Source organism: Sphingomonas sp. Leaf343 (assembly GCF_001423765.1).
In the GTDB taxonomy this organism is placed as follows: domain Bacteria; phylum Pseudomonadota; class Alphaproteobacteria; order Sphingomonadales; family Sphingomonadaceae; genus Sphingomonas.
Genome location: NZ_LMPG01000014.1, coordinates 285,824 through 312,556, shown reverse-complemented (window position 1 = coordinate 312,556; position 26,733 = coordinate 285,824). Strand labels below are relative to the sequence as shown.

General features: G+C 65.6%; 30 protein-coding genes. 15 read left to right on the top strand and 15 right to left on the bottom strand.

Annotated elements, in window-relative coordinates; translation table 11 throughout:
• Positions 1-120: 120 nt before the first annotated feature.
• From ASG07_RS14240 to ASG07_RS14225, 4 genes are all read left to right on the top strand, one after another.
• The gene (locus ASG07_RS14240) at positions 121-297 is read left to right on the top strand and encodes a hypothetical protein (protein ID WP_236694695.1); all 177 of its coding nucleotides are present in this window, start codon (positions 121-123) and stop codon (positions 295-297) included.
• 704 nt (positions 298-1,001) lie between these two features.
• Positions 1,002-1,463 carry a hypothetical protein gene (locus ASG07_RS14235; RefSeq protein WP_156361887.1) on the top strand — a complete coding sequence of 154 codons (462 nt, stop codon included), beginning with the start codon at positions 1,002-1,004 and terminating at the stop codon, positions 1,461-1,463.
• Between the two features lie 115 nt (positions 1,464-1,578).
• Positions 1,579-1,890: a hypothetical protein gene (locus ASG07_RS14230; protein WP_055848040.1), complete on the top strand. Its 312-nt coding sequence runs from the start codon at positions 1,579-1,581 to the stop codon at positions 1,888-1,890.
• Positions 1,891-1,985: 95 nt separating this feature from the next.
• Positions 1,986-2,249 carry a hypothetical protein gene (locus tag ASG07_RS14225; protein WP_055848036.1) on the top strand — a complete coding sequence of 88 codons (264 nt, stop codon included), beginning with the start codon at positions 1,986-1,988 and terminating at the stop codon, positions 2,247-2,249.
• A 3-nt stretch (positions 2,250-2,252) separates the two neighbouring features.
• On the opposite strand, the gene ASG07_RS14220 is transcribed toward ASG07_RS14225, so the two are convergent.
• Complete coding sequence (locus ASG07_RS14220; protein ID WP_055848034.1) at positions 2,253-3,158, bottom strand: NAD(P)/FAD-dependent oxidoreductase; 906 nt, start codon at positions 3,156-3,158, stop codon at positions 2,253-2,255.
• 124 nt (positions 3,159-3,282) lie between these two features.
• Here ASG07_RS14220 and trmD point away from each other — a divergent pair, with 124 nt between their 5' ends.
• From trmD to ASG07_RS14200, 4 genes are all read left to right on the top strand, one after another.
• Complete coding sequence (gene trmD, locus ASG07_RS14215) at positions 3,283-4,011, top strand: tRNA (guanosine(37)-N1)-methyltransferase TrmD (protein WP_055848031.1); 729 nt, start codon at positions 3,283-3,285, stop codon at positions 4,009-4,011.
• A gap of 2 nt (positions 4,012-4,013) precedes the next feature.
• A complete protein-coding gene (rplS, locus tag ASG07_RS14210) occupies positions 4,014-4,406 on the top strand; it encodes a 50S ribosomal protein L19 (RefSeq protein WP_055848026.1) in 393 nt (130 codons plus the stop codon).
• Positions 4,407-4,521: 115 nt separating this feature from the next.
• On the top strand, positions 4,522-5,880 hold the full coding sequence (locus ASG07_RS14205; RefSeq protein WP_055848023.1) for a DUF418 domain-containing protein: 1,359 nt from the start codon (positions 4,522-4,524) through the stop codon (positions 5,878-5,880).
• Between the two features lie 10 nt (positions 5,881-5,890).
• Entirely contained in the window at positions 5,891-7,105 is a 1,215-nt protein-coding gene (locus ASG07_RS14200; protein ID WP_236694694.1) for a DUF418 domain-containing protein, read from the top strand.
• A 252-nt stretch (positions 7,106-7,357) separates the two neighbouring features.
• Here the strand turns inward: ASG07_RS14200 and rpoD are convergent, their stop codons facing one another.
• The 4 genes from rpoD to ASG07_RS14185 all read right to left on the bottom strand — a co-directional run bounded on the left by rpoD (position 7,358) and on the right by ASG07_RS14185 (position 12,175).
• Positions 7,358-9,391 (bottom strand): RNA polymerase sigma factor RpoD, encoded by a 2,034-nt coding sequence (rpoD, locus tag ASG07_RS14195; RefSeq protein ID WP_055848019.1) that lies wholly within the window; start codon positions 9,389-9,391, stop codon positions 7,358-7,360.
• Complete coding sequence (dnaG, locus tag ASG07_RS14190; protein ID WP_055848016.1) at positions 9,391-11,250, bottom strand: DNA primase; 1,860 nt, start codon at positions 11,248-11,250, stop codon at positions 9,391-9,393. Before dnaG ends, rpoD begins: the two co-directional genes overlap by 1 nt.
• Positions 11,247-11,576: a GIY-YIG nuclease family protein gene (locus tag ASG07_RS17025; RefSeq protein WP_082474826.1), complete on the bottom strand. Its 330-nt coding sequence runs from the start codon at positions 11,574-11,576 to the stop codon at positions 11,247-11,249. Before ASG07_RS17025 ends, dnaG begins: the two co-directional genes overlap by 4 nt.
• Positions 11,577-11,707: 131 nt before the next feature.
• Entirely contained in the window at positions 11,708-12,175 is a 468-nt protein-coding gene (locus ASG07_RS14185; protein ID WP_055848012.1) for a GatB/YqeY domain-containing protein, read from the bottom strand.
• Positions 12,176-12,297: 122 nt separating this feature from the next.
• On the opposite strand from ASG07_RS14185, the gene carA reads away from it, so the two are divergent.
• The 5 genes from carA (at position 12,298) to ASG07_RS14165 (ending at position 18,299) form a co-directional block, all read left to right on the top strand.
• Positions 12,298-13,455: a glutamine-hydrolyzing carbamoyl-phosphate synthase small subunit gene (gene carA, locus ASG07_RS14180; RefSeq protein WP_156361886.1), complete on the top strand. Its 1,158-nt coding sequence runs from the start codon at positions 12,298-12,300 to the stop codon at positions 13,453-13,455.
• Positions 13,452-13,766: a hypothetical protein gene (locus ASG07_RS17320; RefSeq protein WP_156361885.1), complete on the top strand. Its 315-nt coding sequence runs from the start codon at positions 13,452-13,454 to the stop codon at positions 13,764-13,766. The genes carA and ASG07_RS17320 overlap by 4 nt, the downstream gene beginning before the upstream one ends.
• Positions 13,766-17,110 (top strand): carbamoyl-phosphate synthase large subunit, encoded by a 3,345-nt coding sequence (gene carB, locus ASG07_RS14175; protein WP_055848005.1) that lies wholly within the window; start codon positions 13,766-13,768, stop codon positions 17,108-17,110. Before ASG07_RS17320 ends, carB begins: the two co-directional genes overlap by 1 nt.
• 75 nt (positions 17,111-17,185) lie before the next feature.
• The gene (gene greA, locus ASG07_RS14170; protein ID WP_055848173.1) at positions 17,186-17,662 is read left to right on the top strand and encodes a transcription elongation factor GreA; all 477 of its coding nucleotides are present in this window, start codon (positions 17,186-17,188) and stop codon (positions 17,660-17,662) included.
• A gap of 4 nt (positions 17,663-17,666) precedes the next feature.
• Entirely contained in the window at positions 17,667-18,299 is a 633-nt protein-coding gene (locus ASG07_RS14165) for a rhomboid family intramembrane serine protease (RefSeq protein WP_055848001.1), read from the top strand.
• 91 nt (positions 18,300-18,390) lie between these two features.
• On the opposite strand, the gene ASG07_RS14160 is transcribed toward ASG07_RS14165, so the two are convergent.
• From ASG07_RS14160 to ASG07_RS14140, 5 genes are read right to left on the bottom strand one after another with little or no spacing between them, the layout of a single operon-like run.
• Positions 18,391-18,618: a DUF4170 domain-containing protein gene (locus tag ASG07_RS14160; protein WP_055847998.1), complete on the bottom strand. Its 228-nt coding sequence runs from the start codon at positions 18,616-18,618 to the stop codon at positions 18,391-18,393.
• Positions 18,619-18,671: 53 nt separating this feature from the next.
• On the bottom strand, positions 18,672-19,151 hold the full coding sequence (locus ASG07_RS14155) for a DUF883 family protein (RefSeq protein WP_055848170.1): 480 nt from the start codon (positions 19,149-19,151) through the stop codon (positions 18,672-18,674).
• Positions 19,151-19,489: a DUF3618 domain-containing protein gene (locus tag ASG07_RS14150; protein ID WP_082474825.1), complete on the bottom strand. Its 339-nt coding sequence runs from the start codon at positions 19,487-19,489 to the stop codon at positions 19,151-19,153. The genes ASG07_RS14155 and ASG07_RS14150 overlap by 1 nt, the downstream gene beginning before the upstream one ends.
• Positions 19,486-19,794, bottom strand: coding sequence for a phage holin family protein (locus ASG07_RS14145; protein ID WP_236694693.1), 309 nt, complete (start codon positions 19,792-19,794; stop codon positions 19,486-19,488). The genes ASG07_RS14150 and ASG07_RS14145 overlap by 4 nt, the downstream gene beginning before the upstream one ends.
• A 27-nt stretch (positions 19,795-19,821) precedes the next feature.
• Positions 19,822-20,355 carry a hypothetical protein gene (locus ASG07_RS14140; RefSeq protein ID WP_055847992.1) on the bottom strand — a complete coding sequence of 178 codons (534 nt, stop codon included), beginning with the start codon at positions 20,353-20,355 and terminating at the stop codon, positions 19,822-19,824.
• 150 nt (positions 20,356-20,505) lie between these two features.
• On the opposite strand from ASG07_RS14140, the gene eno reads away from it, so the two are divergent.
• Both eno and ASG07_RS14130 read left to right on the top strand, forming a co-directional pair.
• The gene (gene eno / locus ASG07_RS14135; protein ID WP_055847989.1) at positions 20,506-21,789 is read left to right on the top strand and encodes a phosphopyruvate hydratase; all 1,284 of its coding nucleotides are present in this window, start codon (positions 20,506-20,508) and stop codon (positions 21,787-21,789) included.
• Positions 21,786-22,106 (top strand): FtsB family cell division protein, encoded by a 321-nt coding sequence (locus tag ASG07_RS14130; RefSeq protein WP_055847985.1) that lies wholly within the window; start codon positions 21,786-21,788, stop codon positions 22,104-22,106. Before eno ends, ASG07_RS14130 begins: the two co-directional genes overlap by 4 nt.
• 21 nt (positions 22,107-22,127) lie before the next feature.
• Here the strand turns inward: ASG07_RS14130 and ASG07_RS14125 are convergent, their stop codons facing one another.
• The 5 genes from ASG07_RS14125 to rplM all read right to left on the bottom strand — a co-directional run bounded on the left by ASG07_RS14125 (position 22,128) and on the right by rplM (position 26,679).
• On the bottom strand, positions 22,128-22,844 hold the full coding sequence (locus ASG07_RS14125; protein WP_156361884.1) for a hypothetical protein: 717 nt from the start codon (positions 22,842-22,844) through the stop codon (positions 22,128-22,130).
• Between the two features lie 209 nt (positions 22,845-23,053).
• A complete protein-coding gene (gene dcd, locus ASG07_RS14120; RefSeq protein ID WP_055847979.1) occupies positions 23,054-23,608 on the bottom strand; it encodes a dCTP deaminase in 555 nt (184 codons plus the stop codon).
• Between the two features lie 66 nt (positions 23,609-23,674).
• A complete protein-coding gene (locus tag ASG07_RS14115) occupies positions 23,675-25,417 on the bottom strand; it encodes a bifunctional metallophosphatase/5'-nucleotidase (protein ID WP_055847975.1) in 1,743 nt (580 codons plus the stop codon).
• Between the two features lie 225 nt (positions 25,418-25,642).
• Positions 25,643-26,200 (bottom strand): 30S ribosomal protein S9, encoded by a 558-nt coding sequence (rpsI, locus tag ASG07_RS14110; protein WP_082474824.1) that lies wholly within the window; start codon positions 26,198-26,200, stop codon positions 25,643-25,645.
• Positions 26,200-26,679 carry a 50S ribosomal protein L13 gene (gene rplM, locus ASG07_RS14105; RefSeq protein ID WP_082474823.1) on the bottom strand — a complete coding sequence of 160 codons (480 nt, stop codon included), beginning with the start codon at positions 26,677-26,679 and terminating at the stop codon, positions 26,200-26,202. The genes rpsI and rplM overlap by 1 nt, the downstream gene beginning before the upstream one ends.
• Positions 26,680-26,733 lie beyond the last annotated feature (54 nt).

The following is a 26,733-nucleotide window of genomic DNA, read 5'->3' as shown; positions in this document are numbered from 1 at the left end:
CCCGCCGATGCTGCCAGGCGGGTTGTGCAACACCGCCCCGAGGGGCACCATACTAACCCCGGACTCCAGTTATGACTGGTAGAGCTTTGGGGAACACGTCAGGAGCGCTATGCGTCGCTGATGAACCTGGCCGTGCGGGCCAAGGCGCTATTTGCGGCCGACCAGGACGACACCAACGGGAAGACGGACGAGGGTCGTGCGTTGCTGTTCGAGATGAAGGACGTGCTGAAGGACGTTCGCAACCGGCGCGTCCGAGAGGAACTGCCGGACGATGAGGGCGAGGTCACCGGCGACTGATCGCTATTTTCTAATGATCTGAGTGCCCAGCTTTGTCCCCTGTGGAGCACCATCTTCACGTAGAAATATCGTGGGAGAACCGCCTGGTTGCTTGTCCGGTGCGGGTGCCGGGTCGTGAACTTGACTTTTGAGCAATCTGTTCTCTATTTGTTCCATTGGGCAACGGGGGCTGTGGCATGGCAGGAATATCTGGCGGAAGGCAGTCGGACGCGTTTTCGTGGTGGCTGCGGACGGGCAAGTTGCCTCCAATACCCGGTACCTGCAATCTCGAATTAAAATTCAACCCGTGGCATGATCCCACCGACGGGCGGTTCACCTTTGCGGGCGCGGGAAGCCGCTACGGCGGGGGCAGTGATGCCGCAGCCGGTGCAGCAGGACGTGGCACATCAGGACGGGCCGGTCGCACGCTCGACTTGAATACACCTGTATACACGCAGAACGCGAAACCGCCGAAGATTAAGGTGCCGCGAGCCGATTCGTCGGCAGGAGGGCAGAGATCGGCGAGACATGACGCATCGAGGACGAAGCCTTGCGACATTGGCAGAACGCCACCTGGCGATCAGCCGAATCCCGTCGGCGAATTCTTCGGGGGTGTTGGCGAAGGACTTTCCGACGTCGGGAAAGGAGCAGTGGAAGGCATCCGCTCGGCGCTCACGACGAGTCCGGCGACGACCGTCCGCGACGCGGCCGGCGGGGTTGCGAGCATGATCGATGCCGCGATCTTCGCGGAGGATACGCCTGCTCGCATCCAGGTTTCGCGCGCCGCAAGCGCGGTGGCCAATGCCTCGGCGCGGGACGTTGGTCGTTTTACCGGATCGGTCGCTGGAAATGTCGCACTGGCGGCAGCGCCGGGAGCAACGCTCTCCAGAGTTGCAGCATTGCGCCGACTTCGCGTGGCAAGGCCGCGCAGGACTTTCGACCCGCCGCAGATCGGCTGGGTCAAGGAAACCACGAAGTCCAAGAAACCTTGGAAAGCCTATAACGACGCGGCGACCGGCGCGCGTCCCGGTCTGGCGCCGACGTTGATGCGGACGATGGCGGATGGTTCGAAACGGCCGGTGAAGTTCGACGGGGTCCGTGGCGATTATGTGATCGACCGGAAAATGAAAGTGGTCGATGCCCCCCCCGCGCGCGGGCTCAGCTCCTGCGACAATCGGGGGTATTGACAGAACATCATTTGATCGGATTATGGGCAGTTCCAACTGCTGCCCAGAAAATTAAGGCTTTGAAGCTGTTCAGAAAGATGAACGCCACCAATATCCATGTGAAGGTCATGAAGCCATGATTGCCAGGCAGGTTGCAAGCATTATCGCGGAGTTCTACGTATTTCTGGAACTGAGCGACGAGGAAGAGCTCAATCCTGATAATGCTGTGAACATGATAGAATCCCTCGCCTGCCATCTCGAGGAGATGGAAAAGGGATTCCTCAGAGAACTGGTGGATGCTTTCGCGATAATCTCCGAAGACTACAGCGACGAGGCACGGGAGTTGGTGCGCGACATACCGTATAGCTTGTATCTGGAAGAGGCGCTCGCAGCCGATGATCCCGTCAGGCTCGCCGAGTTGGAGGCGCAGCGTGACGCGAGAGACTGAAGAGGCGACGTGAGCATCGTAGATTTAAAGTCGCATCCAAATGCGGCGGTTCTGGGTGCCAGGCCGCGGCGAAAAGTCTGTCCGGATCAGTAAAAATGCCGAGCAACAGCACCGTCGCCGCAGCTTGCCGAAAGTTCGGCGTCGTTCGAAGAAAGGTCGGTGAGGAGCGATACGCGATCCTGATGGATACCGCTGAACATGCTGAAGCGTTGTTCCAGGCTGACCCGAACGCCGACAATGGTAAGACCAACCGGGGACGCGATCCATTGTTCGACATCGAACACATGGTGCAAGATGCTTGTCGGAAACGCGTCGAGGCCAAGCTGCTCGACGAGGAGGGCGAAGCATGCGGCGATTGACCCTCACCGCCGCAACGGCCGCTGTTCGTCCAGCAGGTTGCGGATCGTCGTGGCGGCGACGCCGGCTTCGCCCATGGCGTGGCTGATCTGGTCGAGGCCCTTCACCACGTCGCCGGCGGCGAAGAGGCCGGGCAGCGTGGTGCGCTGGTGGTCGTCGACCTCCAGACAGCCTTCGCCGGTCGCGCCCGCCCCTGCGGCGACGGCGAGGTCAGAGCGGATCACGGAGCCGAGCGCCGGGTAGACGCTGTCGAAGCGCATGCGGCCTCTGGCGGTGTCGAACGCCAACTGGGCGCCCTCGACTGCGAAGCCGCCGCAGGGCCCTTGCACGCGGGTAATGCCGGCGGCGTCGAGGGCCGCTTCGCAGGCGGGATCGAGGTCGAGATCGGCTTCGGGGCTGACCAGCGTCACGTCGCGCGTGTAGCCGCGCAGGAACAGCGCCTCCTTCATGCCGTGGCTGCCCTTGCCGACGATGCCGACGCGGCGATCGGTCACTTCGTAGCCGTCGCAGATCGGGCAATAGCGGAGCAGGCCGCGGCTCAGCGCTTCGTCGTGCAGGGCGGTATCCATCTTCGGGCGATTGTTGACGACGCCGGTGGCGAGCAGGACGGTCCGCGCCCGGGCAAGGCGGTCGCCCAGACGCACCACGAAGCCGTCATCGACCGGTTCGATCGCGGTGACGACCGCTTCCTCGCGGACGGCGCCGTAGAGTTCGGCCTGACGCAGCATCAGCCCAAGCAGGTCGCGGCCGGCGATCCCGTCCGGATACCCCGCATGATTGTGCGTGCGCGGAATCCAGGCGGCGCGGCTGTCGCCGGAGTCGAACAGGCGGATGCCCAGGTGGAAGCGCGCGAGATAGATGGCGGCGGTCAGGCCGGCGGGGCCGGCACCCACGATGATGCAGTCGTCCATGCGGCTTGCCTCGTTCTTCGCCCTTGCCCTAGTGCCTCCTATAGATGGAGGAACGGATGAGTAACGACTTTCCTGCGAAGCCGTTCAACCGCAGGCGTTTTCTGAACAGCCGGGCGAGCTTCGCATGACGTTCGCGGCAACCGTGCTGACGCTGTATCCCGAGATGTTCCCCGGGCCGCTCGGCGCAAGTATCGCCGGGCGAGCGCTGCGCGAGGAACGCTGGTCGCTGGAGGCGGTCCAGATCAGGGATTTCGCCACCGACCGGCATCGCTCCGTTGACGATACGCCGGCGGGGGGCGGCGCGGGGATGGTGCTGCGCGCGGATGTCGTGGCGGCGGCGCTGGACAGCGTCGCCGATGACCGACCGGTGCTGGCGATGACGCCCCGGGGTGCGCCGCTGACGCAGGACCGGGTCCGGGCGCTGGCGGCGGGGCCGGGCGCGACGATCCTGTGCGGTCGGTTCGAGGGATTCGACGAACGGCTGTTCCAGGCGCGGGCGATCGAGGAAGTGTCGATCGGCGACTATGTGTTGTCGGGGGGCGAGATGGGAGCGCTGGTGCTGCTGGACGCTTGCATTCGACTGATCCCCGGCGTAATGGGCGCGGCTTCCAGCGGGGACGAGGAAAGCTTCGAAAGCGGCCTTCTCGAATATCCGCATTATACCCGCCCCTATGAATGGGAAGGGCGCACGATCCCCGAAGTGCTGCGATCGGGGGATCATGCGCGGATCGCGGCGTGGCGCAAGTCACAGGCCGAGACCGATACACGGCTACGGCGGCCGGACCTTTGGGAGCGCCATGAGGGTGCTCGGGTCCAGTCGCCCTCTGGCGCGCGGCGACGACAGGACGATTGAATATGAACATCATCCAGCAGATCGAAGCCGAGCAGATCGCGAAGCTGACCGAGAAGCGCGCAATCCCCGAATTCCGCGCCGGCGACACGCTGCGCGTCGGCGTGCGCGTGGTCGAGGGCGAGCGTACCCGCGTCCAGGCGTACGAAGGCGTGTGCATCGCGCGTTCGAACAAGGGCATGGGATCGTCGTTCACCGTCCGCAAGATCAGCTTCGGCGAGGGCGTCGAGCGCGTTTTCCCGCTGTATTCGCCGAACATCGATTCGATCGACGTCGTGCGCAAGGGTGCGGTGCGTCGCGCCAAGCTCTACTACCTGCGTGGCCGCACCGGTAAGTCGGCGCGTATCGCCGAGCGTCGCGACACGCGTCCGGCCAAGGGCACCGCAGCGGCCGAGTAAGCCGGGCGAGCTTTTTCCGGCTTTCAGATCGGGCGGTGGTTCCAGACGGGACCGCCGCCTTTTCTTTTGCCCCGATGCGGCGCATGATGTCGCCTTCGTTCGGGGGAGCGGGGGCATGACGACGGGGATAGTGGCGACCGACGCGGTCGTCGGGGTATTGGCCGTGCGTGAGGAGCCGGACGGCGCGCCGCGTATCGCGACGCTGGATATCCTGCGAGGGATCGCGATCCTCGGCATCCTGTTCATGAACATAAATTCGATGGGCGGGACGATGGCGGCTTCGCACGGGCCCCGGCCGGATCTGATCGGGTGGACGCCGCTCGATCAGGTCTTCTGGTGGGCGCGGCAGGTCTTCGCGGCCGGCACGGCGCGCGCGCTGCTGGAGATGCTGTTCGGCGCGGGGATGGTGATCCTGACGACGCGCATGGCGGATCGCATTGGACGGTGGCGGATGGTCGGGCGCTATTACTGGCGCAACGTCATGCTGTTCGGGTTCGGGATGGTGCACGTCTTCGTGCTGCTGTGGCCGGGCGACGTGCTGCACAGCTATGCACTGGCGGCGCTGATCGTCTTTCCGTTGCGGCGGCTGCCGGTGGGGTGGCTGATCGTGCTGGGGCTGAGCTTCGCGACCTGGTCGACGGCCAACGAATTGCCCAAGATGTTGCGGGCGGTGCAGGAGAACGTGCTGGTCGCCTCCGCCGGCCTCCACCATGCGCAGGGTATCGCACCGACCATGGATGAGAAGAAGGCGATTGCCGGACTCGGCTCATGGCACGGCTTCGTCGCAAAAACGGTGAGCGATCATGCGGCCGAACTACGGGCGCGCACGGGCGGCTACACCGAATGGCGCGGGGTGATGATCGGCGAGTATGTCCGGCGTGCGTCGCGGCCGACGACGGTTCTGACAGTCCTGTGGGAAGCGGGCAGTGTGATGCTGATCGGTGCGGCGCTGTTCCGGCTCGGCATCCTGCAGGGCGCGCGCGACATCGCCTTCTATCGCCGAATGACGACCGGCTGGTACGCGATCGGGCTGGGCATGCGGGTGATTACGGTGTGGCGGACCAGCCGACTGGATGACAGCGTGACGCTGTTGTGGGCGTTCGAGGAATATGCCCGGATCGCGGTGACACTGGGCCATGTCGGGCTGGTATGCTGGCTGCTGAAGACGGGTGCGGGGGCTCGCTGGTTGAGGCCGTTCGCGGCGGCGGGGCGGACGGCGCTGACGCTGTACATCGCGCAGACGTTGGTGTGCCTGTGGTTGCTCTATCCGCCATTCGGCCTCGGCGTGTTCGGGACGCAGGGATGGGCCGCATTGATGCTGACGGCGCTGGCGATCGACGCGGCGCTGCTGTGGGCGGCGACCGTCTATCTGCGCCGCTATCCGATCGCGCCGGTCGAATGGCTGTGGCGGTCGCTGGCGGAGGGCCGGCGAATGCCATTCCGCGGCGTTGCGGCGGAGGCGCGTGCGGGGTAGCGACTGTGCGATGACGGCTGGTGCGATGACGGGCGAGCCTTCGATCGCGGGGAGCGAACCCGATGGCGCGCCGCGGCTGCTGTCGCTCGACGTGCTGCGCGGGGTCGCGATCCTTGGCATATTGTTCATGAACATCAACGAGATGGGAGGTTCATTCTGGGCATCCTGGGTGGAGCCTCGGCATTTCGGCTGGACGTTGGTGGATCGCAGCGTGTGGGCGGTGCGCGAGGTGCTGGCGGAGGGGACGGCACGCGCGTTGCTGGAGATGCTGTTCGGGGCGGGCATGGTAATCCTGACCGACCGCGCGGCGGGGTCGATCGGCGAAACGCCGGCGGTGCGGCGCTATGTCGGGCGCAATCTGGTGCTGCTGGGTTTCGGAATCGTGCACATGCTGGTGCTGCTATGGCCGGGTGACATCCTGCACAGCTATGCCATCGCAGCGCTGATGATCGTCTGGTTCCGGGGGCTGGAGCCGGGGCAGATGCTGGCGATCGGACTGTGGCTGACGGTGACGGAGTTGATCGCGAACGGCGTGGCGCTGATCGACCCGGGGGCGGCGGTGACGGTCATCGACCATGCACGCGATATCGCGCTGGAGGATGCGGCGCGGATGCATGACTTCGGCGCATGGGCGGGTTTTCTGTGGGGGATCGCCGCGACGGTCCTGGCGGCGGGCGAGATCGAAACGGTTCTGGAGGCGGCGGGAACGATGCTGGTGGGGGCTGCGCTGTATCGCTGGGGCGTATTGCAGGGCGGGCGCTCACGGCGGTTTTATGTGGCGCTGATGGTGGTCGGATATGGCATCGGCTTTCCAGTCCGCATCGCGAGCGTGGCGCAGGAGTGGGCCGGGCGCGATGTCGGGCGCGGGATCGACATGCTGTACGAGGTTTCGCGACTGGCGACGACGCTGGGACATATCGGGATGCTGCACCTGCTGCTCGGTACGGCGGTCGGCGTGGGGCTGTTGCGGCCGTTCGCGGCGGCGGGGCGGACGGCGCTGACGCTGTATATGGTGCAGTCGGTGCTGTGCCTGTGGGTGCTGTATCCGCCGTTCGCGCTGGGGCTGTACGGGACGCAGGGGTGGGCGGCGATGATGGCGACCGCGCTGGTGGTGAACGCGGTGCTTCTGGTGGCGGCGAACTGGTGGGTCGCGCGCTTCCGGATTGCGCCGGTCGAATGGGCGTGGCGGTCGCTGGCAGAGGGGCGGCGGTTGCCCTTCCGGTAGGTGGGGACGGGGGGATTGGGGCTGCCCCGCAAATTACCCTCCGTTCGCCCTGAGCCTGTCGAAGGGCCTGGGGAATTAGCGCTTGCGGTCGGGTGGGCTTCGACAAGCTCAGCCAGAACGGTTCGGCGCGATGAGCGAATGATAACCTGGTCTCGCCGCACAACTGTTTGCCGGGGGTGAGGGTACTCGTCCTCACCCTTCCGTCGCTGCGCTCCTCCCTCCCTCTCCCGAGGGGAGAGGGAAGAGAAGAGACTACTGGTCGAGGAAACTGCGCATCTTGCGGCTGCGGCTGGGATGCTTGAGCTTGCGCAGCGCCTTCGCCTCGATTTGGCGGATGCGTTCGCGGGTGACCGAGAACTGCTGCCCGACCTCTTCCAGCGTGTGGTCAGTGTTCATGCCGATACCGAACCGCATGCGCAGCACGCGCTCTTCGCGCGGCGTAAGCGAGGCGAGGACGCGGGTGACCGTTTCCTTGAGGTTCGCCTGGATCGCCGCATCCACCGGAATCACCGCATTCTTGTCCTCAATGAAATCGCCCAGATGCGAGTCCTCCTCGTCGCCGATCGGCGTTTCGAGGGAGATCGGCTCCTTGGCGATCTTCATCACCTTGCGGACCTTCTCGAGCGGCATCGAGAGGCGCTCCGCCATCTCTTCAGGGGTCGGCTCACGGCCCTGCTCGTGGAGGAACTGACGGCTGGTGCGGACCAGCTTGTTGATCGTCTCGATCATATGAACCGGGATGCGGATCGTCCGCGCCTGATCCGCGATCGATCGAGTGATCGCCTGACGAATCCACCACGTCGCATAGGTGCTGAACTTGTAACCGCGGCGGTATTCGAACTTGTCGACCGCCTTCATCAAGCCGATATTGCCCTCCTGGATCAGATCCAGGAACTGAAGACCGCGGTTCGTGTACTTCTTCGCGATCGAGATCACGAGGCGCAGGTTCGCCTCGACCATTTCCTTCTTGGCGATGCGCGCCTCGCGCTCGCCCTTCTGGACCATGTTGACGATCCGGCGGAACTCGGTGAGCGCCATGCCGGTCGCCTGCGCGATCTCGCCGATCTCGTTGCGGATGCGGTCGACCGACTCGCTCTCGTTGGCGACGAACGCGGACCACTTCTTGTCCATCTTGCCGAGCGACTGGAGCCACGTGTCGTCGAGCTCGTGCCCGACATAGCGGTCGAGGAAGTCCTTGCGCGGCACCTTGTGGCGCTCCGCCAGACGCAGCATCTGGCCACCGAGCGCGGTCAGGCGACGGTTGAAGGCGTAGAGCTGATCGACGAGATATTCGATCTTAGCGTTGTGGAACTGGACGCTCTCGACCTCGGCGGTCAGCTCCTCGCGCAGCTTCTGGTACTTGCGCTCGTCCGCGGCCGACATGTCGCCGCCGGCCGACATCGAGTCGAGCCGTGACTGCTGCAGCTTCGAGAACTTCTTGTAGAGCGCGGTGATGTTGGCGAACCGCTCCAGCGCGATCGGCTTGAGCTGCTCCTCCATCTGCGCGAGGCTGAGGGTGTTATCCTCCTCCTCGTCGTCGGACGGACGCGGCGTGCGACGCTCGGTCAGGTCGTCCTCGTCGTCGGCGGACGCCTCTTCCTTGACGTCCTCCTCTTCCTTGAACGACGCGCCGGCGGTCTTCTCGCTGATTTCGTCGCCTTCGTCCTCGGCACCCTCGACCTGCTCGGCCGACGGCCCCTTGGACAGCATCGCGTCGAGATCGAGGATCTCGCGTAGCTGCATCGTGCCTTCGTTGAGCGCGGTCGACCAGTCGATGATCGCGTTGAAGGTAATCGGCGATTCGCACAGGCCCAGGATCATCGTGTCCCGGCCGGCCTCGATCCGCTTGGCGATCGCGATCTCGCCCTCGCGCGACAGGAGCTCCACGGCCCCCATCTCGCGCAGGTACATGCGGACCGGATCGTCGGTACGATCGATCGTTTCCTTTTTCTTTTCGGGCAGTGCGGCGTCGGGGGTTTCGCCCTCCGCGGCCTCCGGCTCGTCGCCGTCGTCCGCGCGTTCCTCGGTTTCGCCGTCCTCGCCCGCTTCCTCGTTCTCGACGATGTTCACGCCCATTTCGTTGAGCGCGGACATCACGTCCTCGAGCTGGTCGGAGGACATCTGGTCCTGCGGCAGAGCTTCGTTGAGCTGGTCGTAGGTGATGTAGCCGCGCTTCTTCGCGCGGGCGATCAGCTTCTTGATATTGGCGTCATTGAGATCGATGAGCGGCGCGTCGGTCACCTCGACGCCGCCATCATCACCACCGCTGCCGTTCGACTTCGCCATTAATTACCCTCGGGTCCCGATAACCGGGCGTCTTCGTGCGCCTGACATAGGTTTGCAAGCCGCAATTCCAACGCCTGTTTCTCTCTAACCAATGCCACTTGTCGCTCGAACGCCTCGTCGGTGAAGCGCGCCTGCATCGCCGAGGTCGCCTCGGCCAGCAGTGCATCGACCTCCGGCCGAGCGATCAGGATGGCGATCGCCTCATCGAGATCTTCCCGAATACGGATCGCATCCGCCGTCTTGCGTGTGAACGAATAGGGCATCGTGTCGGCGCGGAGAAGATCGCTGGCGATCCCCTCGAAACCGGATTGTGCCAATATGGTGACGAGGCGCGCGCTATCAAGCTGGCGATCCTCCAGCGCGACGTCGACCACCGCCTCGAACAGCCGGCCGAGCGCGCCGTCAGCCAGTTTCAGGCTGCCTAGCACCTCCATATGGCGTGCGATCTCCGCGGGATGCCGGATCAGGCCGGCGAGCACCGCCTTCGCCAGTACGCGGTCGATCCCGGCGGCGCGCACCGCCTTCGCGTCCTGGGTCACGGGAAGCGGACCGGGCCGCCACGGCTGCTTGCCGCGCTGGAACGGCACGAACGGCTTGCGCTGCGGCGTGACCTGCGCGTCGGCACGGCGACGGAATTCGGCGAGATATTCCGATTTCACGTTCGGATCAGCGATGGAGTTCGCCAGATCGGACAGGCGGCGCTTCAGGCCGGCGCGCTGCTCCGGCGTGTCGAGCGGTTCGGCGGCGACCTCGCTCTGCCACAGCCGTTCGACCAGCGGCTCCGGCTTGGCGAGCAGCGCCTCCATCGCGGCTGGGCCACCCTGCTTGACGAGGTCATCGGGGTCCTGACCCTCTGGCAGGGTCACGAACGACAGGCTGCGACCCGGTGCCAGCATCGGCAGCGCGCGATGCGCGGCCCTGAGCGCGGCCTTCTGCCCAGCGGCGTCGCCGTCGAAGCACAGGATCGGCACGTCCACCATCCGCCACAGCCGCTCCAGCTGCGCCTCGGTCAGCGCGGTGCCGAGCGGGGCGACGGCCTCGTGGATGCCAGCCTGAGACAGGGCAATCACATCCATATACCCCTCGACCACCAGCACGCGGCCGGCCTTGCGCGCGGCGGGGGCGGCGCGATCGAGATTGTAGAGCGTGCGGCCCTTGTCGAAGAGCGGCGTGTCGGGCGAGTTGAGGTATTTCGGCTCGCCCTGATCCAGGATCCGCCCGCCGAACGCGATCGTCCGGCCGCGCGCGTCGCGGATCGGGATCATCAGGCGGCCACGGAACCGGTCGTACGGCTCCTTGCCCTCCACCTGGATCAGCATGCCGGCCTCGACCAGCAGCGGACCGCCGTAATCCTTGAGCGCGGTCTTGAGCCGCCCGCGCGAATCGGGCGCGAACCCCATGCCGAACGTCCGCGCGGTCTCTGGCGAGATGCCGCGCCGGTCGAGCAGCGCACGCGCATCGTTCCCTGACAGGCCGTTAAGTTGCTCCGTGAACCAGGTGGCGGCGTCCGCCATCGCTTCGTGCAGGCCCTTGGCGCGCTCCGCCTTTTCCGCGGACTGACGGTCCTGCGCGGGCATCTCCAGCCCCGCCGCCTGCGCCAGTTCCTTGACCGCATCGATGAAGGGCAGGCCGCGCTGGTCTGTCATCCACCGGATCGCGTCGCCATGCGCGGAGCAGCCGAAGCAGTGGTAGAAGCCCTTGTCGTCGTTGACGTAGAAGCTGGGCGTCTTCTCGTTATGGAACGGACAGCAACCGCGCATCTCGCGGCCGGCCTTTTGCAGCTTGGTCGTCTTGCCGATCAGCGCCGACAGCGACGTGCGCGCACGCAGTTCGTCGAGGAATGCGGGCGACAGGCTCATGCGACGACGCTCATCGCCACGTCTTCCGTTCGTCCTGAGCCTGTCGAAGGGCATGCAGCCCGCGAGCGGGAGAGTTGGACGACTCGTTCCCAATCGCCCGCGATCAGCGCTTCCTTCTTCGCGCGGCTCCAGCCCTTGATGCGTCTTTCGCTTTCCAGCGGGCTCGGGAAGTCCTGTGCCCGTGCAAAGGTGATCGGCTGCCGTCGGGCGGTGTAGTCGCAGCTTCGCCTTGCCATGTGCTGCGAAACCCGCGCATCCAGATTGTCCGTGTGACCGGCGTAGAAGCTGCCATCGCCACAGCGGAGAAGATACGCTCGGAAGACCATTGCGCTCCGCCTGCCACAGAGGCGTGATTCGGTCGAGATGTTTGCGCTCGAGGCATGTCCTTCGACAAGCTCAGAACGAACGGGGGAGAGATTGCTCCTCCCGATGAGGGAGGAGCGATCGATAGAAATGCCTACGCCAACGCCGCCTTCACCAGCCCGCTGGCCTTAGCCATGTCCAGGCTCACCGCGTGGCGCGCCTTCAGTTCGGCCATCACGCGGCCCATGTCCTTCATGCCGCTCGCGCCCAGATCGGCCTTGATCGCCTCGATCGCGGCGGTCGTCTCTTCGTCCGTCATGCGCGTGGGCAGGAAGCGTTCGATCACCGCGACTTCCGCGGCTTCCGCGGCGGCGAGTTCGGGGCGGTTGCCGGTCTCGTACATCGCGATCGATTCGCGGCGTTGCTTGACCATCTTCTGCAGCACCTCGACGACGAGGGCGTCGTCGTCGTCGGGGGCCTTGCCCTCGCGGCTCTGCGGCGCGCGGGCTTCGATGTCGCGGTTCTTGATCGCGGCCTGGATCAGGCCGATCGCGGCGCGGGATTCCTTGTCGCCGGCCTTCATGGCGGCGATCTGGGCGTGTTTGATGTCGTCTCGAATCATGGTGGTGGGGCCATAGCAGATTGACGGGAGGGGTGGGCGAGTTTAGCGGGCGGGGCTTAGCGACATCGTAGATCAACCAACGGAGTGCCCGCCGCATCATGGTCGAGCCCACGCCTTTCGTCATGCCCGCTAAACCCGATGGGGCCACCGGCTGTCTGGTGCTCGCCAGCGGCGACGTGCTGTGGGGCCGCGGCTTCGGTGCGGAGGGGCATGCGGTCGGCGAAGTGTGCTTCCACACCGCGATGACCGGCTATCAGGAGATCATGACCGACCCGTCCTTCGCGGGTCAGATGATCGCCTTCACCTTCCCGCACATCGGCAATGTCGGCGCGAATCCCGATGACGTCGAGGCGGACGGCCCGCATGCGCTCGGCATGATCGTGCGTGAGGACCCGACCGCGCCGTCGAACTTCCGCAGCATGGAGCGGCTGGACGGCTGGATGGCCCGGCATGCACGGATTGGCCTTGCCGGCATCGACACGCGCGCGCTGACCCGCCGCATCCGCACCGGCGGCGCGCCCAACGGCGTGATCGCGCATTCGGCGGCGGGTGAGTTCGACCTCGAAGCGCTGCTGGGCATTGCGCGCGCCTGGCCGGGGCTGGAGGGCATGGACCTCGCCAAGGCGGTATCGCGCGAGACGCAGGGCGGCTGGGGCGGCGGCGTCTGGCGGCTGGGCTTCGGCTATGGCGAGGCGGTCGGCGAGGAGTCGCGCCCGCACGTCGTCGCGATCGATTACGGTAGCAAGCACAACATCTTCCGCAACCTCGTTCATGCGGGAGCGAAGGTGTCGGTGGTGCCCGCGACCGCCAGTTTCGATGAGATCATGGCGCTGAAGCCGGAGGGTATCTTCCTCTCGAACGGCCCCGGCGACCCCGCCGCGACCGGCGAGTACGCGGTGCCGGTCATCCGGCAGTTGCTCGACACGAAGCTGCCGCTGTTCGGCATCTGCCTCGGGCACCAGCTTCTCGGGCTGGCGGTCGGCGCGATCACGACCAAGATGTTCCAGGGGCATCGCGGCGCGAACCACCCGGTCAAACGGCTGAGCGACGGCGCGGTCGAAATCACCAGCATGAACCACGGCTTTTCGGTCGAGCGGGACTCGCTGCCTGCCGGTGTGACGGAGACACACGTGTCGCTGTTCGACGGCTCGAACGCCGGGCTGGAGCTGGACGGCGGGCGCGCGTTCAGCGTGCAGTATCACCCGGAAGCGTCGCCGGGACCGCAGGATAGTTTCTATCTGTTCGAGCGGTTCGTACGATCGCTGGTAACGCCGACGTGATCGCGGCGTTTCCTCCGGCGATCCATCATTGCGTCGATCCGGCATCGCCAGCCGCGCAGAACAGCCGCGCAATCTGGGACGTTGTTGGCTCTCCCCCCGTCATCGACGACCTGCTCCGTTCAACAGCATTAGGTGAATGGGCAGTCGTGGTTCTCAATGAGGTGCATGATGGTAAACGACGCTTGTCGTTTACCATCGATCCATCGGCGAGATACAGCGTGATCGCCGGATTAATTCACCGCGCCCAGACCCTGAAACTTGATCTCACCAGCAGATTCGATCCCCCGATCTGTGAGGCGGAACAGAAATAATGCCCAAACGCACCGACATCTCCTCCATTCTCGTCATCGGCGCGGGGCCGATCGTCATCGGGCAGGCGTGCGAGTTCGATTATTCGGGCACGCAGGCGATCAAGGCGCTAAAGGAGGAAGGCTATCGCATCGTTCTCGTCAATTCCAACCCCGCCACGATCATGACCGACCCCGAGCTGGCCGACGCCACCTATGTGGAGCCGATCACGCCCGCTGTGGTCGCGAAGATCATCGAGAAGGAGCGGCCCGACGCGGTCCTGCCGACGATGGGCGGGCAGACCGCGCTCAACACCGCGCTGGCGCTGTTCCGCGACGGGACGCTGGAGAAGTTCGGCGTGCAGATGATCGGTGCGGATGCCGATGCGATCGACATGGCCGAGGATCGGCTGAAGTTCCGCGACGCGATGGACCGGATCGGGCTGGAAAGCGCGCGTTCGGCTATCGCACACACCGAGGCGGAGGCGCTGGAGGGGCTGGAGAAGGTCGGGCTGCCGGCGATCATCCGGCCGAGCTTCACGATGGGCGGTTCCGGTGGCGGCATCGCGTACAACCGCGCCGAGTTCATTCAGATCGTTCGCAACGGGCTCGACCTGTCGCCGACGACAGAGGTGCTGATCGAAGAATCCCTCCTCGGTTGGAAGGAATATGAAATGGAGGTGGTGCGCGACCGCAAGGACAACGCGATCATCATCTGCTCGATCGAGAATGTCGATCCGATGGGCGTCCATACGGGCGACTCCATCACCGTCGCGCCGGCGCTGACGCTGACCGACAAGGAATACCAGATCATGCGCAATGCATCGATCGCGGTGTTGCGCGAGATCGGTGTGGAAACAGGTGGTTCCAACGTACAGTTCGCGGTCAATCCAAAGGACGGCCGCCTGATCGTCATCGAGATGAACCCGCGCGTGTCGCGGTCGTCGGCGCTCGCATCGAAGGCCACTGGCTTCCCGATCGCCAAGGTCGCGGCGAAGCTTGCGGTCGGCTATACGCTCGACGAGATCGAGAACGACATCACCGGTGCGACTCCAGCCAGCTTCGAACCGACGATCGACTATGTCGTCACCAAGATCCCGCGCTTCGCGTTCGAGAAGTTCAAGGGATGCGAGCCACTACTCGGTACCGCGATGAAGAGCGTCGGCGAAGTCATGGCGATCGGCCGCAATATCCACGAGTCGATGCAGAAGGCGTTGCGTGGGCTGGAGAGCGGTCTGTCGGGCTTCAACGAGGTCGCGCATCTGGTCGGCGCACCGCGTGCCGAGATCGAGGCGGCGCTCGCCACCGCAACTCCCGACCGGCTGCTGGTCGCGGCGCAGGCTCTACGCGAGGGCTTCACCGTCGCCGAGGTTCACGCGATCGCCAAATACGACCCGTGGTTTTTGGAGCGGATCGCGGAGATCGTCGCGGCCGAGGCCGAGGTAATGGCGAACGGCCTGCCGATCGACGCGCCGGGTATGCGCCGCCTCAAGGCGATGGGCTTTTCCGACAAAAGGCTGGCGTGGCTGGCGCTGCAATCGGCCAATTTGCGCGGCATGAACCGGGGCATCGCGCGTGGGTCGGGCCTGATCCACGAGGTCGTGAAGGCGATGACCGGTGGGGTCACCGAGGACGAGGTTCGGGCGCATCGGTTGAAGCTGGGCGTGCGTCCGGTGTTCAAGCGCATCGACACCTGCGCGGCCGAGTTCGACGCGAAGACGCCGTATATGTACTCGACCTACGAGGCTCCGACGTTCGGGGCGCCGGAGGACGAGAGCCAGCCGAGCGATCGGCGCAAGATCGTGATCCTGGGCGGCGGACCGAACCGGATCGGGCAGGGGATCGAATTCGATTACTGCTGCTGCCACGCCTGCTTCGCGCTGGCGGATGCCGGATTCGAGACGATCATGGTCAATTGCAACCCGGAGACGGTCAGCACCGACTACGACACGTCCGACCGCCTGTATTTCGAGCCGCTGACGGCGGAGGACGTGCTGGCGATCCTCGACGTCGAGAAATCGCGCGGCGAGTTGGTCGGGGTGATCGTGCAGTTCGGCGGACAGACTCCGCTCAATCTGGCGCGGGCGCTGGAGGCGGCGGGCATCCCGATCCTCGGCACGTCGCCGGCGGCGATCGATCTGGCGGAGGATCGCGAGCAGTTCGCGGCCCTGGTCAACCGGTTGAAGCTTTTGCAGCCGTCGAACGGCATTGCGCGCAGCCGCGATGAGGCGATCAACGTCGCCGCACGCGTCGGCTATCCCGTGTTGATGCGGCCCAGCTTCGTGCTGGGCGGGCGGGCGATGGAGATCGTCGAGGGGCCGGCGCAGCTCGACGATTATATCCAGACTGCGGTGCAAGTATCCGGCGACGCACCAGTTCTGATCGACCAGTATCTGCGCGATGCGATCGAGGTCGATGTCGACGCGATCTGCGACGGCGACGATGTCGTGGTCGCGGGCGTGTTGCAGCACATCGAAGAGGCGGGCGTCCATTCGGGCGACAGCGCCTGCTCGATCCCGCCGTACAGCCTATCCGCCGATATCATCGGAGAGATCGAGCGGCAGACGGAGGCGCTGGCGCGCGCCTTGTCCGTCGTCGGGCTGATGAACATCCAGTTCGCGGTGAAGGACGGCAAGGTTTATCTGATCGAGGTCAACCCGCGCGCATCCCGGACCGTGCCGTTCGTCGCTAAGGCGATCGGCACGCCGATCGCGAAGATCGCAGCACGCGTGATGGCGGGCGAGAAGCTGCGCGATCTGCCCCGGATCGACCGCAACATCGCGCATGTCGCGGTCAAGGAGGCGGTGTTCCCCTTCTCGCGCTTTCCCGGAGTCGATCCGGTGCTCTCACCGGAGATGCGATCCACCGGCGAGGTCATGGGAATTGCAGGGGATTTCACGACCGCGTTCGCGAAGGCGCAATTGGGTGCCGGGACCGTGCTGCCGACCAGCGGCGCGGTGTTCGTCAGCGTCAAACCGGGCGACAAGGCACACATCCTGCCCGGTGTGGAGGCGCTGGTGGAGGCCGGTTTCACGATCGTCGCGACCGACGGCACCGCCGATCACCTGACCCGCGCGGGCGTACCGGTCGAGCGCGTCAACAAGGTCGCGCAGGGCCGGCCGCATATCGTCGACCGGATCGCGGACGGTGGCATCGACCTGATCTTCAACACCACCGAAGGCTGGCAATCGCTCAAGGATTCCAAGCCGATCCGTCAGGCGGCCTTAGCCGGGCGCATCCCGTACTTCACGACAGCGCCCGCCAGCGTTGAAGCGGCGCGCGCGATCCTCGCCTCAAGGAAGGACGCGGGCGGGGGTGTCCTTGAAGTCAGGCCCCTTCAGTCCTATTATTCGCAGTCGCACGACTGACCCGGACATAACGACGTGACGTGTGCGGGCGATTCCAAGGGATCGCTCCGGGAACAGGAATTGGGGAACGAGATCATGGCGACCGTCGAGAAGATGCCGATGCTGCAGGAGGGGTATGAAACCCTCACCGCGGAGTTGCGGCGTCTGAAAGAGGAGCGCCCGTCCATCGTCGATGCGATCGAGGAAGCACGCGCGCACGGCGATTTGTCGGAAAACGCGGAATATCACGCTGCCAAGGAGCAGCAGGGTCAGAACGAAGCGACGATCAGCGACATCGAGGACAAATTGTCCCGTGCGCAGATCATCGATCCACGCGACCTGTCCGGCGACAAGGTGGTATTCGGAGCGACGGTGACGTTGCTGGACGACGACGACAAGCCGGTCGTTTACCAGATTGTCGGCCAGACCGAGGCGGATGCCAAGCGTGGCCGCATCAGCTACAACTCGCCGCTCGGCCGGGCGCTGATCGGGCGCAAGGTGGACGAAGAGGTCGAGGTGTCGGTGCCAGCCGGCGACCGCTACTATGTCGTCTCGAAGATTGCGTTCATCTGACATCATGAACGAATGGCGCGAGTGGCGGGTTACCGCGGTACTGACCGTGGTCACACTGATCGCGTCCGTGCTTCTGATCCTGACCGACAACATTCCCGCTGCGGCCATCGAGGCCGGGTTCATTCCCGGCCGGATCGGCGGGGTGCCAGTCGATCATGTCTTCCTCGTGCCCGAATGGCTGACGCCGTTGACCGCGACGCTGATCCACGGTGGCTGGGCCCATGTCGCGCTGAACCTTGTGATGCTGGTATTCTGCGGACAGCAGGTCGAGCGCGCGCTAGGGCCGGCGGCGCTGCTGATACTTTATGGTGTCGGCGCATATCTGGCGGCGGCGGGGCAGTGGGCGTTCGATCCGGCGTCCACGATGCCGATGATCGGCGCATCCGGTGCGATCTCGGCCATCATCGCGGCCTATGCGCTGCTTTACGGTGAGCGCCGGGCGCGGCGAATGGGGCCGCTGTCGGCCAATATCGTGCATGCCGCGTGGCTCGCGGCGGCGTGGATCGGTATCCAGCTGCTGATCGATCTTGCCGGAATGGGCGGCGTCGCGGTGGCGATCGGCGCGCACATCGGCGGGTTCGTAGCGGGGCTGGTTCTAACCCGTCCGCTGTTAATGTGGCGGTATCGCAGCGCCTGACGCGTTGGGTGGCAGCGCTGTCGTAGCCTGCTACCCCGAAAGCGAGCGACCAAAATACACAGGCTACTCTCGGTTATCCCGGCCGACGGCCCTAGCCGGCCGGCGTAATCGCATCAGGCTCCAGCAACCGATGCAGATGTACCACGACGAACCGCATCTCCGCGTCGTCGACCGTGCGCTGCGCCGCAGCGCGCCACGCCTTCTCGGCGCTGGCATAGTCCGGAAAGATGCCGACCACATCGAGATTGGCGGGATCGGCGAAGTCGAGTGTCTGCGGGTTCGTGACCCGGCCGCCGAAAACGAGATGGAGCTTGCTCATGGGCGCACCTCTAGCGGCAGACGGCGGGGGAATGAACCCCCGCCGGTACGGCATCAGACGGTTTCGGGGGCAGAAGGCGCCGTGTCGCTCTTCTTGGCGGATTGCGCTGCTGCACTGCCCGCACTGACCAGCGCCTTCTTGACGCCGTCGAGCAGGTCCTTGCCCCGATCCTTGGCCGCACCCGGAGTGAGCCCGGCCTGATCCAGTTCGCTGCGGCCGGCTTCCTTCGCCGCGGCGAATGCCTGACGCGCGGTATCAGACAGTCGCTTCCCGACCGGGGCGAGCAATTCCTTCTCCTTCGCACTGCGCGGGATCAACGCACCGACAAGCGCTCCGACGGCCAACCCGCCAGCGAGGATCGCGAGAGGGTTGGTTTCGATCTCCGAAGCGGCGCGATGGACCGCCTGTTTCGTCGTCTCCCTGGATGTGGCCAGCGCCTCGGCGGCCTTGTCACGGGCGTCGTGCAACTTCTGCGCGGCGGCGGTGCGGGCGTCTTCCAGACTGGAGTGGGTGTCGTTCGACTGGTCAGTCATCATTCTGTTCCTTGCGTCGAAGGGGGCGTCGAAGGGGATGGGGATGCGGGTTCAGCGGGAAGTGGCTTGCGAACCTTGCGGCGGTGGAAGAACCGGGCGATGGGGCCGCTGGCGAGCAGCAGGCCCGTGGCCGCCGCCGCACCGGCGACGAGTCCCGGATTGCGCCGGGCACCCTCCGCGCCCGCGCGAGCCGCGGAGAGGCCGGCGTCCTTCGCTTCCTCCGCCAGTGCCTTCGGGTCGAGTTTCGCCTGAAGTTGCGACACGGTGCCCGACAGGCGTTCGCGGGCAAGCGCCGCTTCCGCCTCCGCGGCGAGCAGATCGAGTTTCGGATTGCTCATGCGTCGCGCTCCGGTCCTGCGAGCCGGCCCTTGCCGACGATACCGAGGATCGCGGCCAGCACCAGCACGACGCCGACCACGATCAGCGTCGCCCAGATCGGATGCAATACCGTCGACAGCGCCATGACGAGGCCGACCAGCAGCGCGATCAACGCCGCCAGCGCCAAGATGCCGGCCACCACGAAGAGGACGATCGCCGACTTGTATGCGGACAGCCGCTCCGTCGCCTTCGCCTTGTACAACGCGACTTCCGCCGACACGAGCGTGCGGCTTTCGTCGACGAGACGCCCGACGAGCGTCGTCACGCCCGGTTGTTCCCCGAACATGAAGGTTCAAGCCCGGTCGTCGAGGCCGGACTGGAACAGCCGGGCGACGACGAAGCCGAGCGCGGCGGCCGCACCGATCGCCACACCGGGGCTGGCGCGAACGAAGCTGCGTGCGTCCTCCAGCAGATCGTCCACGTCCTTGTTCTTCACGGTATCCGCAAAACCCTGAACCTGATCGGCGGCGGAGCGGGCATATTGCCCGTATTGCGCGCCGAGTTTCTCATCGACCTGACCGGCAGCATCGATCAGCAATTGCGACAGCTGGTCGAGGGCCGACCCCGCGCGCGCCTTGCCGTCATCCGCATAAAGTCGCAGCTTCTCGGTAGCTTGCTGGCCTACCTTACCGGTCGTGTCGCGGATCGCCTGCTTTGCGGCATCGGTCTTGCTGGCACCCGCTCCCGCTAGAGTACCGGTATCGGTCGAGGCCGATTCGAACTCCACGCCCGCGGTCTTCAGCGGTTCCGCCGGCTGGAATTGCGTTGTCGCGGGCGGGGTTACGATGTCGCCGTCGCTGATCGGCTTGAGGTCGTCGTCGGCCATGTGTGTTCCTCCGTTACCACGCTTCAAACAAAACCTACCCGCGGCGGTTCCCTGTAAACAAGGTCGGATGCGAAGGTGGGCGGGGCGATTGCCCGCACGGCGGCACGGCTCTACAGCGTCGCGCGAACGATACGCTGCCAGGAGCGCCCAGTGACCGCCATCATCGACATCCACGCCCGCCAGATCCTCGACAGCCGGGGCAATCCCACCGTGGAGGTCGACGTGCTGCTGGAGGATGGCAGCTTCGGTCGCGCCGCAGTCCCGTCGGGCGCGTCCACCGGCAAGCACGAGGCGGTCGAGAGGCGCGACGGCGACAAGAGCCGGTGGGGCGGCAAGGGGGTCGACGAGGCGATCGAGGCGGTGAACGACGAGATCGCCGACACCGTGCTGGGTATGGATGCGGAGGATCAGGCCGATCTGGACCGGGCGATGATCGAACTGGACGGCACCGAGAACAAGAGCCGGCTGGGCGCCAACGCCATTCTAGGCGTCAGCCTTGCAGTGGCGAAGGCGGCGGCGGAGGCGCGCGGCCTGCCGCTGTACAAATATGTCGGCGGCGTTTCGGCGCACCTGCTGCCGGTGCCGATGATGAACATCATCAACGGCGGCGAGCATGCCGATAACCCGATCGATTTCCAGGAATTCATGGTGATGCCGGTCGGCGCGCCGAACATCCTGGAGGCGGTCCGCTGCGGCTCCGAAATCTTCCACGCGCTGAAGAAGGCGCTGCACGACAAGGGCTTGGCCACCAGCGTGGGCGACGAGGGCGGCTTCGCGCCGAATATCGCCAGCACGACCGAGGCGCTGGACTTCATCATGCGGGCGATCGAGACGGCGGGCTATACCCCCGGTGACGACGTGATGCTGGCGCTCGATTGCGCGGCGACCGAGTTCTACAAGAACGGCCGGTACGACATCAGCGGCGAGGGCAAGGTGCTCGGCAGCCACGAGATGGCGGAGTATCTGGCGGACCTGACCCGTCGCTATCCTATCCTGTCGATCGAGGACGGCATGAGCGAGGACGACTGGGAGGGGTGGAAGGCGCTGACCGAGGCGGTCGGCGACAAGGTGCAGCTGGTCGGCGACGACCTGTTCGTGACCAATCCCAAGCGGCTGAAGCAGGGCATCGACGGCGGCTACGCCAATTCGATCCTCGTGAAAGTGAATCAGATCGGCACGCTGACCGAGACGCTGGAGGCGGTGTCGATGGCGCAGCGTGCGCGCTATACCGCGGTGATGAGCCACCGTTCGGGCGAGACCGAGGATTACACGATCGCCGATCTCGCGGTCGCGACCAACTGCGGCCAGATCAAGACCGGCAGCCTGTCGCGTAGCGACCGGTTGGCGAAGTACAACCAGTTGATCCGCATCGAAGAGGAACTGGGCGACGCCGCGCGTTATGCCGGTCGTGACATCCTGATGGGAGCGCGATGAAGAAACGGGAATCCGCCCTCCGCAACGCGCTGCGCCGCGCTGCCGTGCCGGCGCTGGCGTTGACGGTGCTCGCGTTTTTTGGCGCCTATGCGATCCTGGGCCCGAACGGCGTGCTGGCGTATGGCGACTATAAGCGGCAACTCGCCAAGCGGGAAAAGGACTTCGCGGTGCTGGACAAGCGCCGTGAGGTTCTGCGCAACCGGGTCGCGCTGCTCAACCCGGATCATGCGAACCCGGACATGGTCGACGAGATGGTCCGCAAGGAACTGAACGTCGCGCATCCGGACGAGGTGATCGTTCCACTCGATACGAAGTAGGGCGAGCGTGGTGCGATCAGGTCAGGCGGCGGGGATCAAGCTCGCCACGTTCCTGGCGGCGACGACCCAGCGATAAAAAGCGTCGAGCACATACGCCCGGAAGTTGGTGGGATCGATCACGATCTTGCGGTTTTCGCCAAGACAGGCGCGGCCCTCGACCAGCATCGCCTGCGTCAGGCCCTGCCCAAGTGCAGACCCCGGCGCGGAGCGGATCAGCCGCGTTGCCAATTCCGGCTGCTCGCGAACGAGGCACGAAGTCAGTACGAGCGCCTCGCGATCTCCACCGATCCGCAAGCGATTGCGCGGGATCTCACGATTCCTGAAGCGCTCCCGGACTTCGGGATCATGCGTGTCGGCGATCGTCAACGCGGCGTCCGGCGCATGAGTTTTGAAGACTTCCTCCAGCAACGCGGCGCGATCAAGGCTCGAGCGACCAAAGTCGGCGACATCAGGGGCAGCGGATTGGCTGGGAAATCCGGGATAGCAGACGCGGTTCTTCAAGACGATCCAGCCTTGTGCGAAGGTTGCCTGTGCCGAATTGGGCTCGCCGTCGACAACCTTTCGTAACCACGCGGAGCCCGTCTCCCTGGCGCATTTCGCGAATTCGCGCGCCCGTTCATATTGTATCCGGTTGTGCGTCGCCCTGACATAGCTCCAGCGAACCTGCGTCGGTAACGCCCGACGGGGAAGCCGCAATGCCTCGACGATGATCTCGTCGCTGTCTTCGGCGTTCGGCAAGTGGACGGTTCCGCCCTGTTGAGCCATTAGTGGCGCCGCGAAGCCGAGCAGGACCGCTGCGCTTGCGACCAGATGGCGAACAGCCTGTCTCACATCGAGTCTCCCACGCCGTCAGCGGCCGGCCGGCGACCCTTTCCGGCCGAGCGTCTGCCGACAGCGATGTCGCCGATCCGGCGCAGCGGCGCAAGCAGCCTGTGAGCGACCCGGGGTCAGAGCCGCGGCAGCGTGACGCCGCGCTGGCCCATATATTTGCCGGCGCGGTCGGCATAGCTCGTCTCGCACGGCTCGTTGCCTTGCAGGAACAGGAACTGGCATGCGCCCTCGTTGGCGTAGACCTTGGCGGGGAGGGGCGTGGTGTTGGAAAACTCCAGCGTGACATGGCCCTCCCAGCCCGGCTCCAGCGGCGTCACGTTCACGATGATGCCGCAGCGGGCATAGGTGGATTTGCCGAGACAGATCACCAGCACGTCGCGTGGGACGCGGAAGTATTCGACCGTGCGGGCCAGCGCGAAGCTGTTGGGGGGGATGATGCACACGTCGGTCTTGCGGTCGACGAAGCTGTTGGCGGCAAAATTCTTCGGGTCGACGATCGCGCTGTCGACATTGGTGAAGATCTTGAACTCGTCCGCCACCCGCGCGTCATAGCCATAGGAGGACAGGCCGTAGCTGACGCAGCCGTCGCGGCGTTGCGATTCGACGAACGGCTCGATCATCGCATCGGCGAGCGCGCGCTCGCGAATCCAGCGGTCGGACATGACGGACATCGTTGGGGCTCCCTTTGCCGTCGCTCATCGCGGCAAGGACGGGGCGGGGCAAGAGCGTCGTTGGGGTCAGCCCGCCGGAGGCGTCCGATCGGCGATCCGGTTGACGGCGGGCGGCGTCACCGTCGCGCGGCCGAGATAGTCGGCGAGTGCGTCGACATCGGCGACGGTGCCCGCGGCGATATCCTGCCCGGCCGAGAAGCCGGTGAACCCGTCGCCGCCGACCGCGAGAAAGTTGCTCATCGATACGCGGTACGGGGCGGCATCGTCGAGCGGTCGGCCCTGCACGAGGATGTCCGACACGCGGTGACCGACAGGGCGCGAACGGTCGAAGGCGTAGGTCATGCCGGCGACGCTGAGGATCAGCGGCTTGCCACCGGCCATCTCGAATTGCTGCTCCAAGACGGCGCGAAGCTGAGCCCCGGTGAAGGTGCGGACCATGAGTATGTTGCCGAACGGCTGTACCGCATATGCATCGGCGAAGGTCACCGTGCCGTCCTGCCCGACCTTGAGATCGGTGCGCAGGCCGCCCGGATTCATGAACGCCACCTGCGCGCCCCCGTTCGCGGGCAGGCTCATCGCGGCAAGCTGGGCATCGGCGACGAGGTTGCCGAGTTCCGTCTCGTGATTCCGGGGCGGCCCATCCTTCGGTGCCGGAGCGCGGGTCATGCGGCCTACGATGCGTTTCGCCAGCGGCTCGGCTGCGGCGACATAGCGATCGACGATCGTCGCGACGGCCGGGTCGGCGGCGAAGCGGGGGACGGCATCGGAGACGGCGATGGTCGAACCATTCGCATCGAACCCTTCGCCCTGGACGATGACGTTGCGGGCCGTGCTGTCGATCAGGCGCTTCGTGCGGGGATCGAAGCGCAGGGTCATGTCGGTGACCAGCGTGCCGAACTTGCCCGCGCTGGTCAGCAGCAGCGATCGCCCGGCGATTCCGGGGCAGATATACGCCTTATGGGTGTGGCCCGACACGATGACCTGGATCGCGGGATCGAGCCGCCCGGCGATGTCCACGATCGGGCCGCTCAGGCCGTCGCAGGCGTCGGGATCGGTGTCGGGCCGGGGATAGGCGCCTTCGTGGATCAGCAGCACGATCGTGTCCGCGCCGGCCTTGCGCAGGGCGGGGACGAGGCGGTTGGCGGTGTCCGCCTCGTCCGCGAAATGGATGCCGCGGATGCCCGTGGGGCTGACCAGCGTCGCGGTGGTGCGCGTCGTCAGGCCGATGAAACCGATCGTCACCTGCCGCGACCCCCTGCCGAAACGGCGGATGGCGGTGCCGGGGAGCAGGCTCTCACCACTGGCGGTGATGGTGTTGCCGGCGAGATAGCGGAAGCGCGCGCCGGGAAAATTCTTGTCGATCTGGCAGGGCAGGGGCGTCGCGTTGCGATCGCAGCCGCCGTTCTGGAGCCGCAGCAATTCGGTCGTCCCGCGGTCGAATTCGTGATTGCCCACCGCGTTCAGATCGACGCCGATCGCGTTCATCGCCGCGATCGTCGGTTCGTCGAGGAAGATCGACGAGGGCAGCGGACTTGCTCCGGTCATGTCGCCGGCCGAAACGGTGATGGAGTTCGGGTGCGCGCGCCGCAGGGTGGCGATGGCGGACGCCAGATAGGCCGCGCCGCCGGCCGGAACCGCCGTCGTACCGTCGGGCGCGGTGATCGCCAGATGCGGCGGCTGGATATTGCCGTGAAAGTCGTTGATCGCGAGGATGCCCACCTCGATCGGTGCCGGGCGGGTCGCGACGCGATCGGCGGCGCATCCGGCCAGCATGGTGAGCAGCAGCGTGGTGAGGCAGCGCGCTGTCATGGCGATCTCGTCGTTGTCCGGGGTATCGGCCGCGCCTCTAGCGACTGTGCCGCAGGATCGCCAGTGGGTTGCGGACAAGTGTGGGTTACGCGGAAGCGTGGATGCCGGGACTGGCCCGGCATGACGGGGGCCGGGAGCAGGTCCGACGATCCCCAACACCGGAAGCCGCAACGAAAAAGGGCGGCCCCGCAGGACCGCCCTCCGTCGTTCGCGGGAAGCGAAGGATCAGCGCTTCGAGAACTGGAAGCTGCGGCGGGCCTTCGCCTTGCCGTACTTCTTGCGCTCGACCGTGCGGCTGTCGCGGGTCAGGAAGCCCGCGGCCTTCACCGGCGCGCGCAGGATCGGCTCGTACTTGGTCAGCGCCTGGCTGATGCCATGCTTGACCGCGCCGGCCTGACCCGACAGGCCACCACCCTTGACGGTGCAGACCACGTCGTACTGGCCCTCACGCTCGGTGATGCCGAACACCTGGTTGATGACCAGACGCAGCGTCGGACGGGCGAAATACACTTCCTGATCGCGACCGTTGATCGTGATCTTGCCCGAACCCGGCTTCACCCAGACGCGGGCAACCGCGTCCTTGCGGCGGCCGGTGGCATAGGCGCGGCCCTGCTTGTCGATGATCTGCTCCCGCAGCGGCATCGTCGGCGCGCGGGGCGCCTCGACCGCACCCGACATATAGTCGTCGGCCTGCTGCGAGGACGTGTCGCCCGACTGCGGGGCGGGGGCCGGCGTCTGCGTCAGCGCGGCCAGATCGGCGAGGGACTGGCGGTTGTCGGTCATTATGCGCCCACCTTGTTCTTGCGGCTCATGCCGGCGATATCGAGGACCTCGGGGTTCTGCGCCTCGTGCGGGTGCGCTTCGCCCTTGAAGATGCGCAGGTTGCGCATCTGCTCGCGACCCAGCGGGCCGCGCGGGATCATGCGCTCCACGGCCTTCTCAAGGACGCGCTCCGGAAAGCGGCCCTCAAGCACCTTGGCGGCGGTCACGCCCTTGATGCCGCCCGCATAGCCGGTGTGCTTGTAATAGATCTTCTTGCCGGCCTTGTTGCCGGTGAAGCGGACCTTGTCGGCGTTGATGACGATGACGTTGTCACCGCAATCGACGTGCGGGGTGAACGACGTCTTGTGCTTGCCGCGCAGGACGTTGGCGATCACCACGGCGGCGCGACCGACCACCAGGTCGGTGGCGTCGACGATGTGCCACTTCTTCTCCACCTCATGCGGCTTGGCCGACTTGGTGGTCTTCATGAGCGCCTTCATGGGCGTAGACCTTTCAAACGAGAGCGCGCCGCTTCCAGAAGGAGCGGCGCGGAC

Bases quoted from the DNA above. Each gene is read 5' to 3' on its own strand.
- ASG07_RS17025 (WP_082474826.1), bottom strand. From the start codon at position 11,576: ATGGTCTTCCGAGCGTATCTTCTCCGCTGTGGCGATGGCAGCTTCTAC.
- dcd (WP_055847979.1), bottom strand. From the start codon at position 23,608: ATGTCCGTCATGTCCGACCGCTGGATTCGCGAGCGCGCGCTCGCCGAT.
- carA (WP_156361886.1), top strand. From the start codon at position 12,298: ATGCCCGCTAAACCCGATGGGGCCACCGGCTGTCTGGTGCTCGCCAGC.
- ASG07_RS14230 (WP_055848040.1), top strand. From the start codon at position 1,579: ATGATTGCCAGGCAGGTTGCAAGCATTATCGCGGAGTTCTACGTATTT.
- ASG07_RS14225 (WP_055848036.1), top strand. From the start codon at position 1,986: ATGCCGAGCAACAGCACCGTCGCCGCAGCTTGCCGAAAGTTCGGCGTC.
- rplS (WP_055848026.1), top strand. From the start codon at position 4,014: ATGAACATCATCCAGCAGATCGAAGCCGAGCAGATCGCGAAGCTGACC.
- rplM (WP_082474823.1), bottom strand. From the start codon at position 26,679: ATGAAGGCGCTCATGAAGACCACCAAGTCGGCCAAGCCGCATGAGGTG.
- ASG07_RS14115 (WP_055847975.1), bottom strand. From the start codon at position 25,417: ATGACAGCGCGCTGCCTCACCACGCTGCTGCTCACCATGCTGGCCGGA.
- carB (WP_055848005.1), top strand. From the start codon at position 13,766: ATGCCCAAACGCACCGACATCTCCTCCATTCTCGTCATCGGCGCGGGG.
- ASG07_RS14150 (WP_082474825.1), bottom strand. From the start codon at position 19,489: ATGAGCAATCCGAAACTCGATCTGCTCGCCGCGGAGGCGGAAGCGGCG.
- rpoD (WP_055848019.1), bottom strand. From the start codon at position 9,391: ATGGCGAAGTCGAACGGCAGCGGTGGTGATGATGGCGGCGTCGAGGTG.
- ASG07_RS14235 (WP_156361887.1), top strand. From the start codon at position 1,002: ATGATCGATGCCGCGATCTTCGCGGAGGATACGCCTGCTCGCATCCAG.
- ASG07_RS14160 (WP_055847998.1), bottom strand. From the start codon at position 18,618: ATGAGCAAGCTCCATCTCGTTTTCGGCGGCCGGGTCACGAACCCGCAG.
- greA (WP_055848173.1), top strand. From the start codon at position 17,186: ATGGCGACCGTCGAGAAGATGCCGATGCTGCAGGAGGGGTATGAAACC.
- trmD (WP_055848031.1), top strand. From the start codon at position 3,283: ATGACGTTCGCGGCAACCGTGCTGACGCTGTATCCCGAGATGTTCCCC.
- ASG07_RS14220 (WP_055848034.1), bottom strand. From the start codon at position 3,158: ATGGACGACTGCATCATCGTGGGTGCCGGCCCCGCCGGCCTGACCGCC.
- ASG07_RS14155 (WP_055848170.1), bottom strand. From the start codon at position 19,151: ATGACTGACCAGTCGAACGACACCCACTCCAGTCTGGAAGACGCCCGC.
- rpsI (WP_082474824.1), bottom strand. From the start codon at position 26,200: ATGACCGACAACCGCCAGTCCCTCGCCGATCTGGCCGCGCTGACGCAG.
- ASG07_RS14205 (WP_055848023.1), top strand. From the start codon at position 4,522: ATGACGACGGGGATAGTGGCGACCGACGCGGTCGTCGGGGTATTGGCC.
- ASG07_RS14200 (WP_236694694.1), top strand. From the start codon at position 5,891: ATGACGGCTGGTGCGATGACGGGCGAGCCTTCGATCGCGGGGAGCGAA.
- dnaG (WP_055848016.1), bottom strand. From the start codon at position 11,250: ATGAGCCTGTCGCCCGCATTCCTCGACGAACTGCGTGCGCGCACGTCG.
- ASG07_RS14165 (WP_055848001.1), top strand. From the start codon at position 17,667: ATGAACGAATGGCGCGAGTGGCGGGTTACCGCGGTACTGACCGTGGTC.
- ASG07_RS14130 (WP_055847985.1), top strand. From the start codon at position 21,786: ATGAAGAAACGGGAATCCGCCCTCCGCAACGCGCTGCGCCGCGCTGCC.
- ASG07_RS14240 (WP_236694695.1), top strand. From the start codon at position 121: ATGAACCTGGCCGTGCGGGCCAAGGCGCTATTTGCGGCCGACCAGGAC.
- ASG07_RS14140 (WP_055847992.1), bottom strand. From the start codon at position 20,355: ATGGCCGACGACGACCTCAAGCCGATCAGCGACGGCGACATCGTAACC.
- ASG07_RS14185 (WP_055848012.1), bottom strand. From the start codon at position 12,175: ATGATTCGAGACGACATCAAACACGCCCAGATCGCCGCCATGAAGGCC.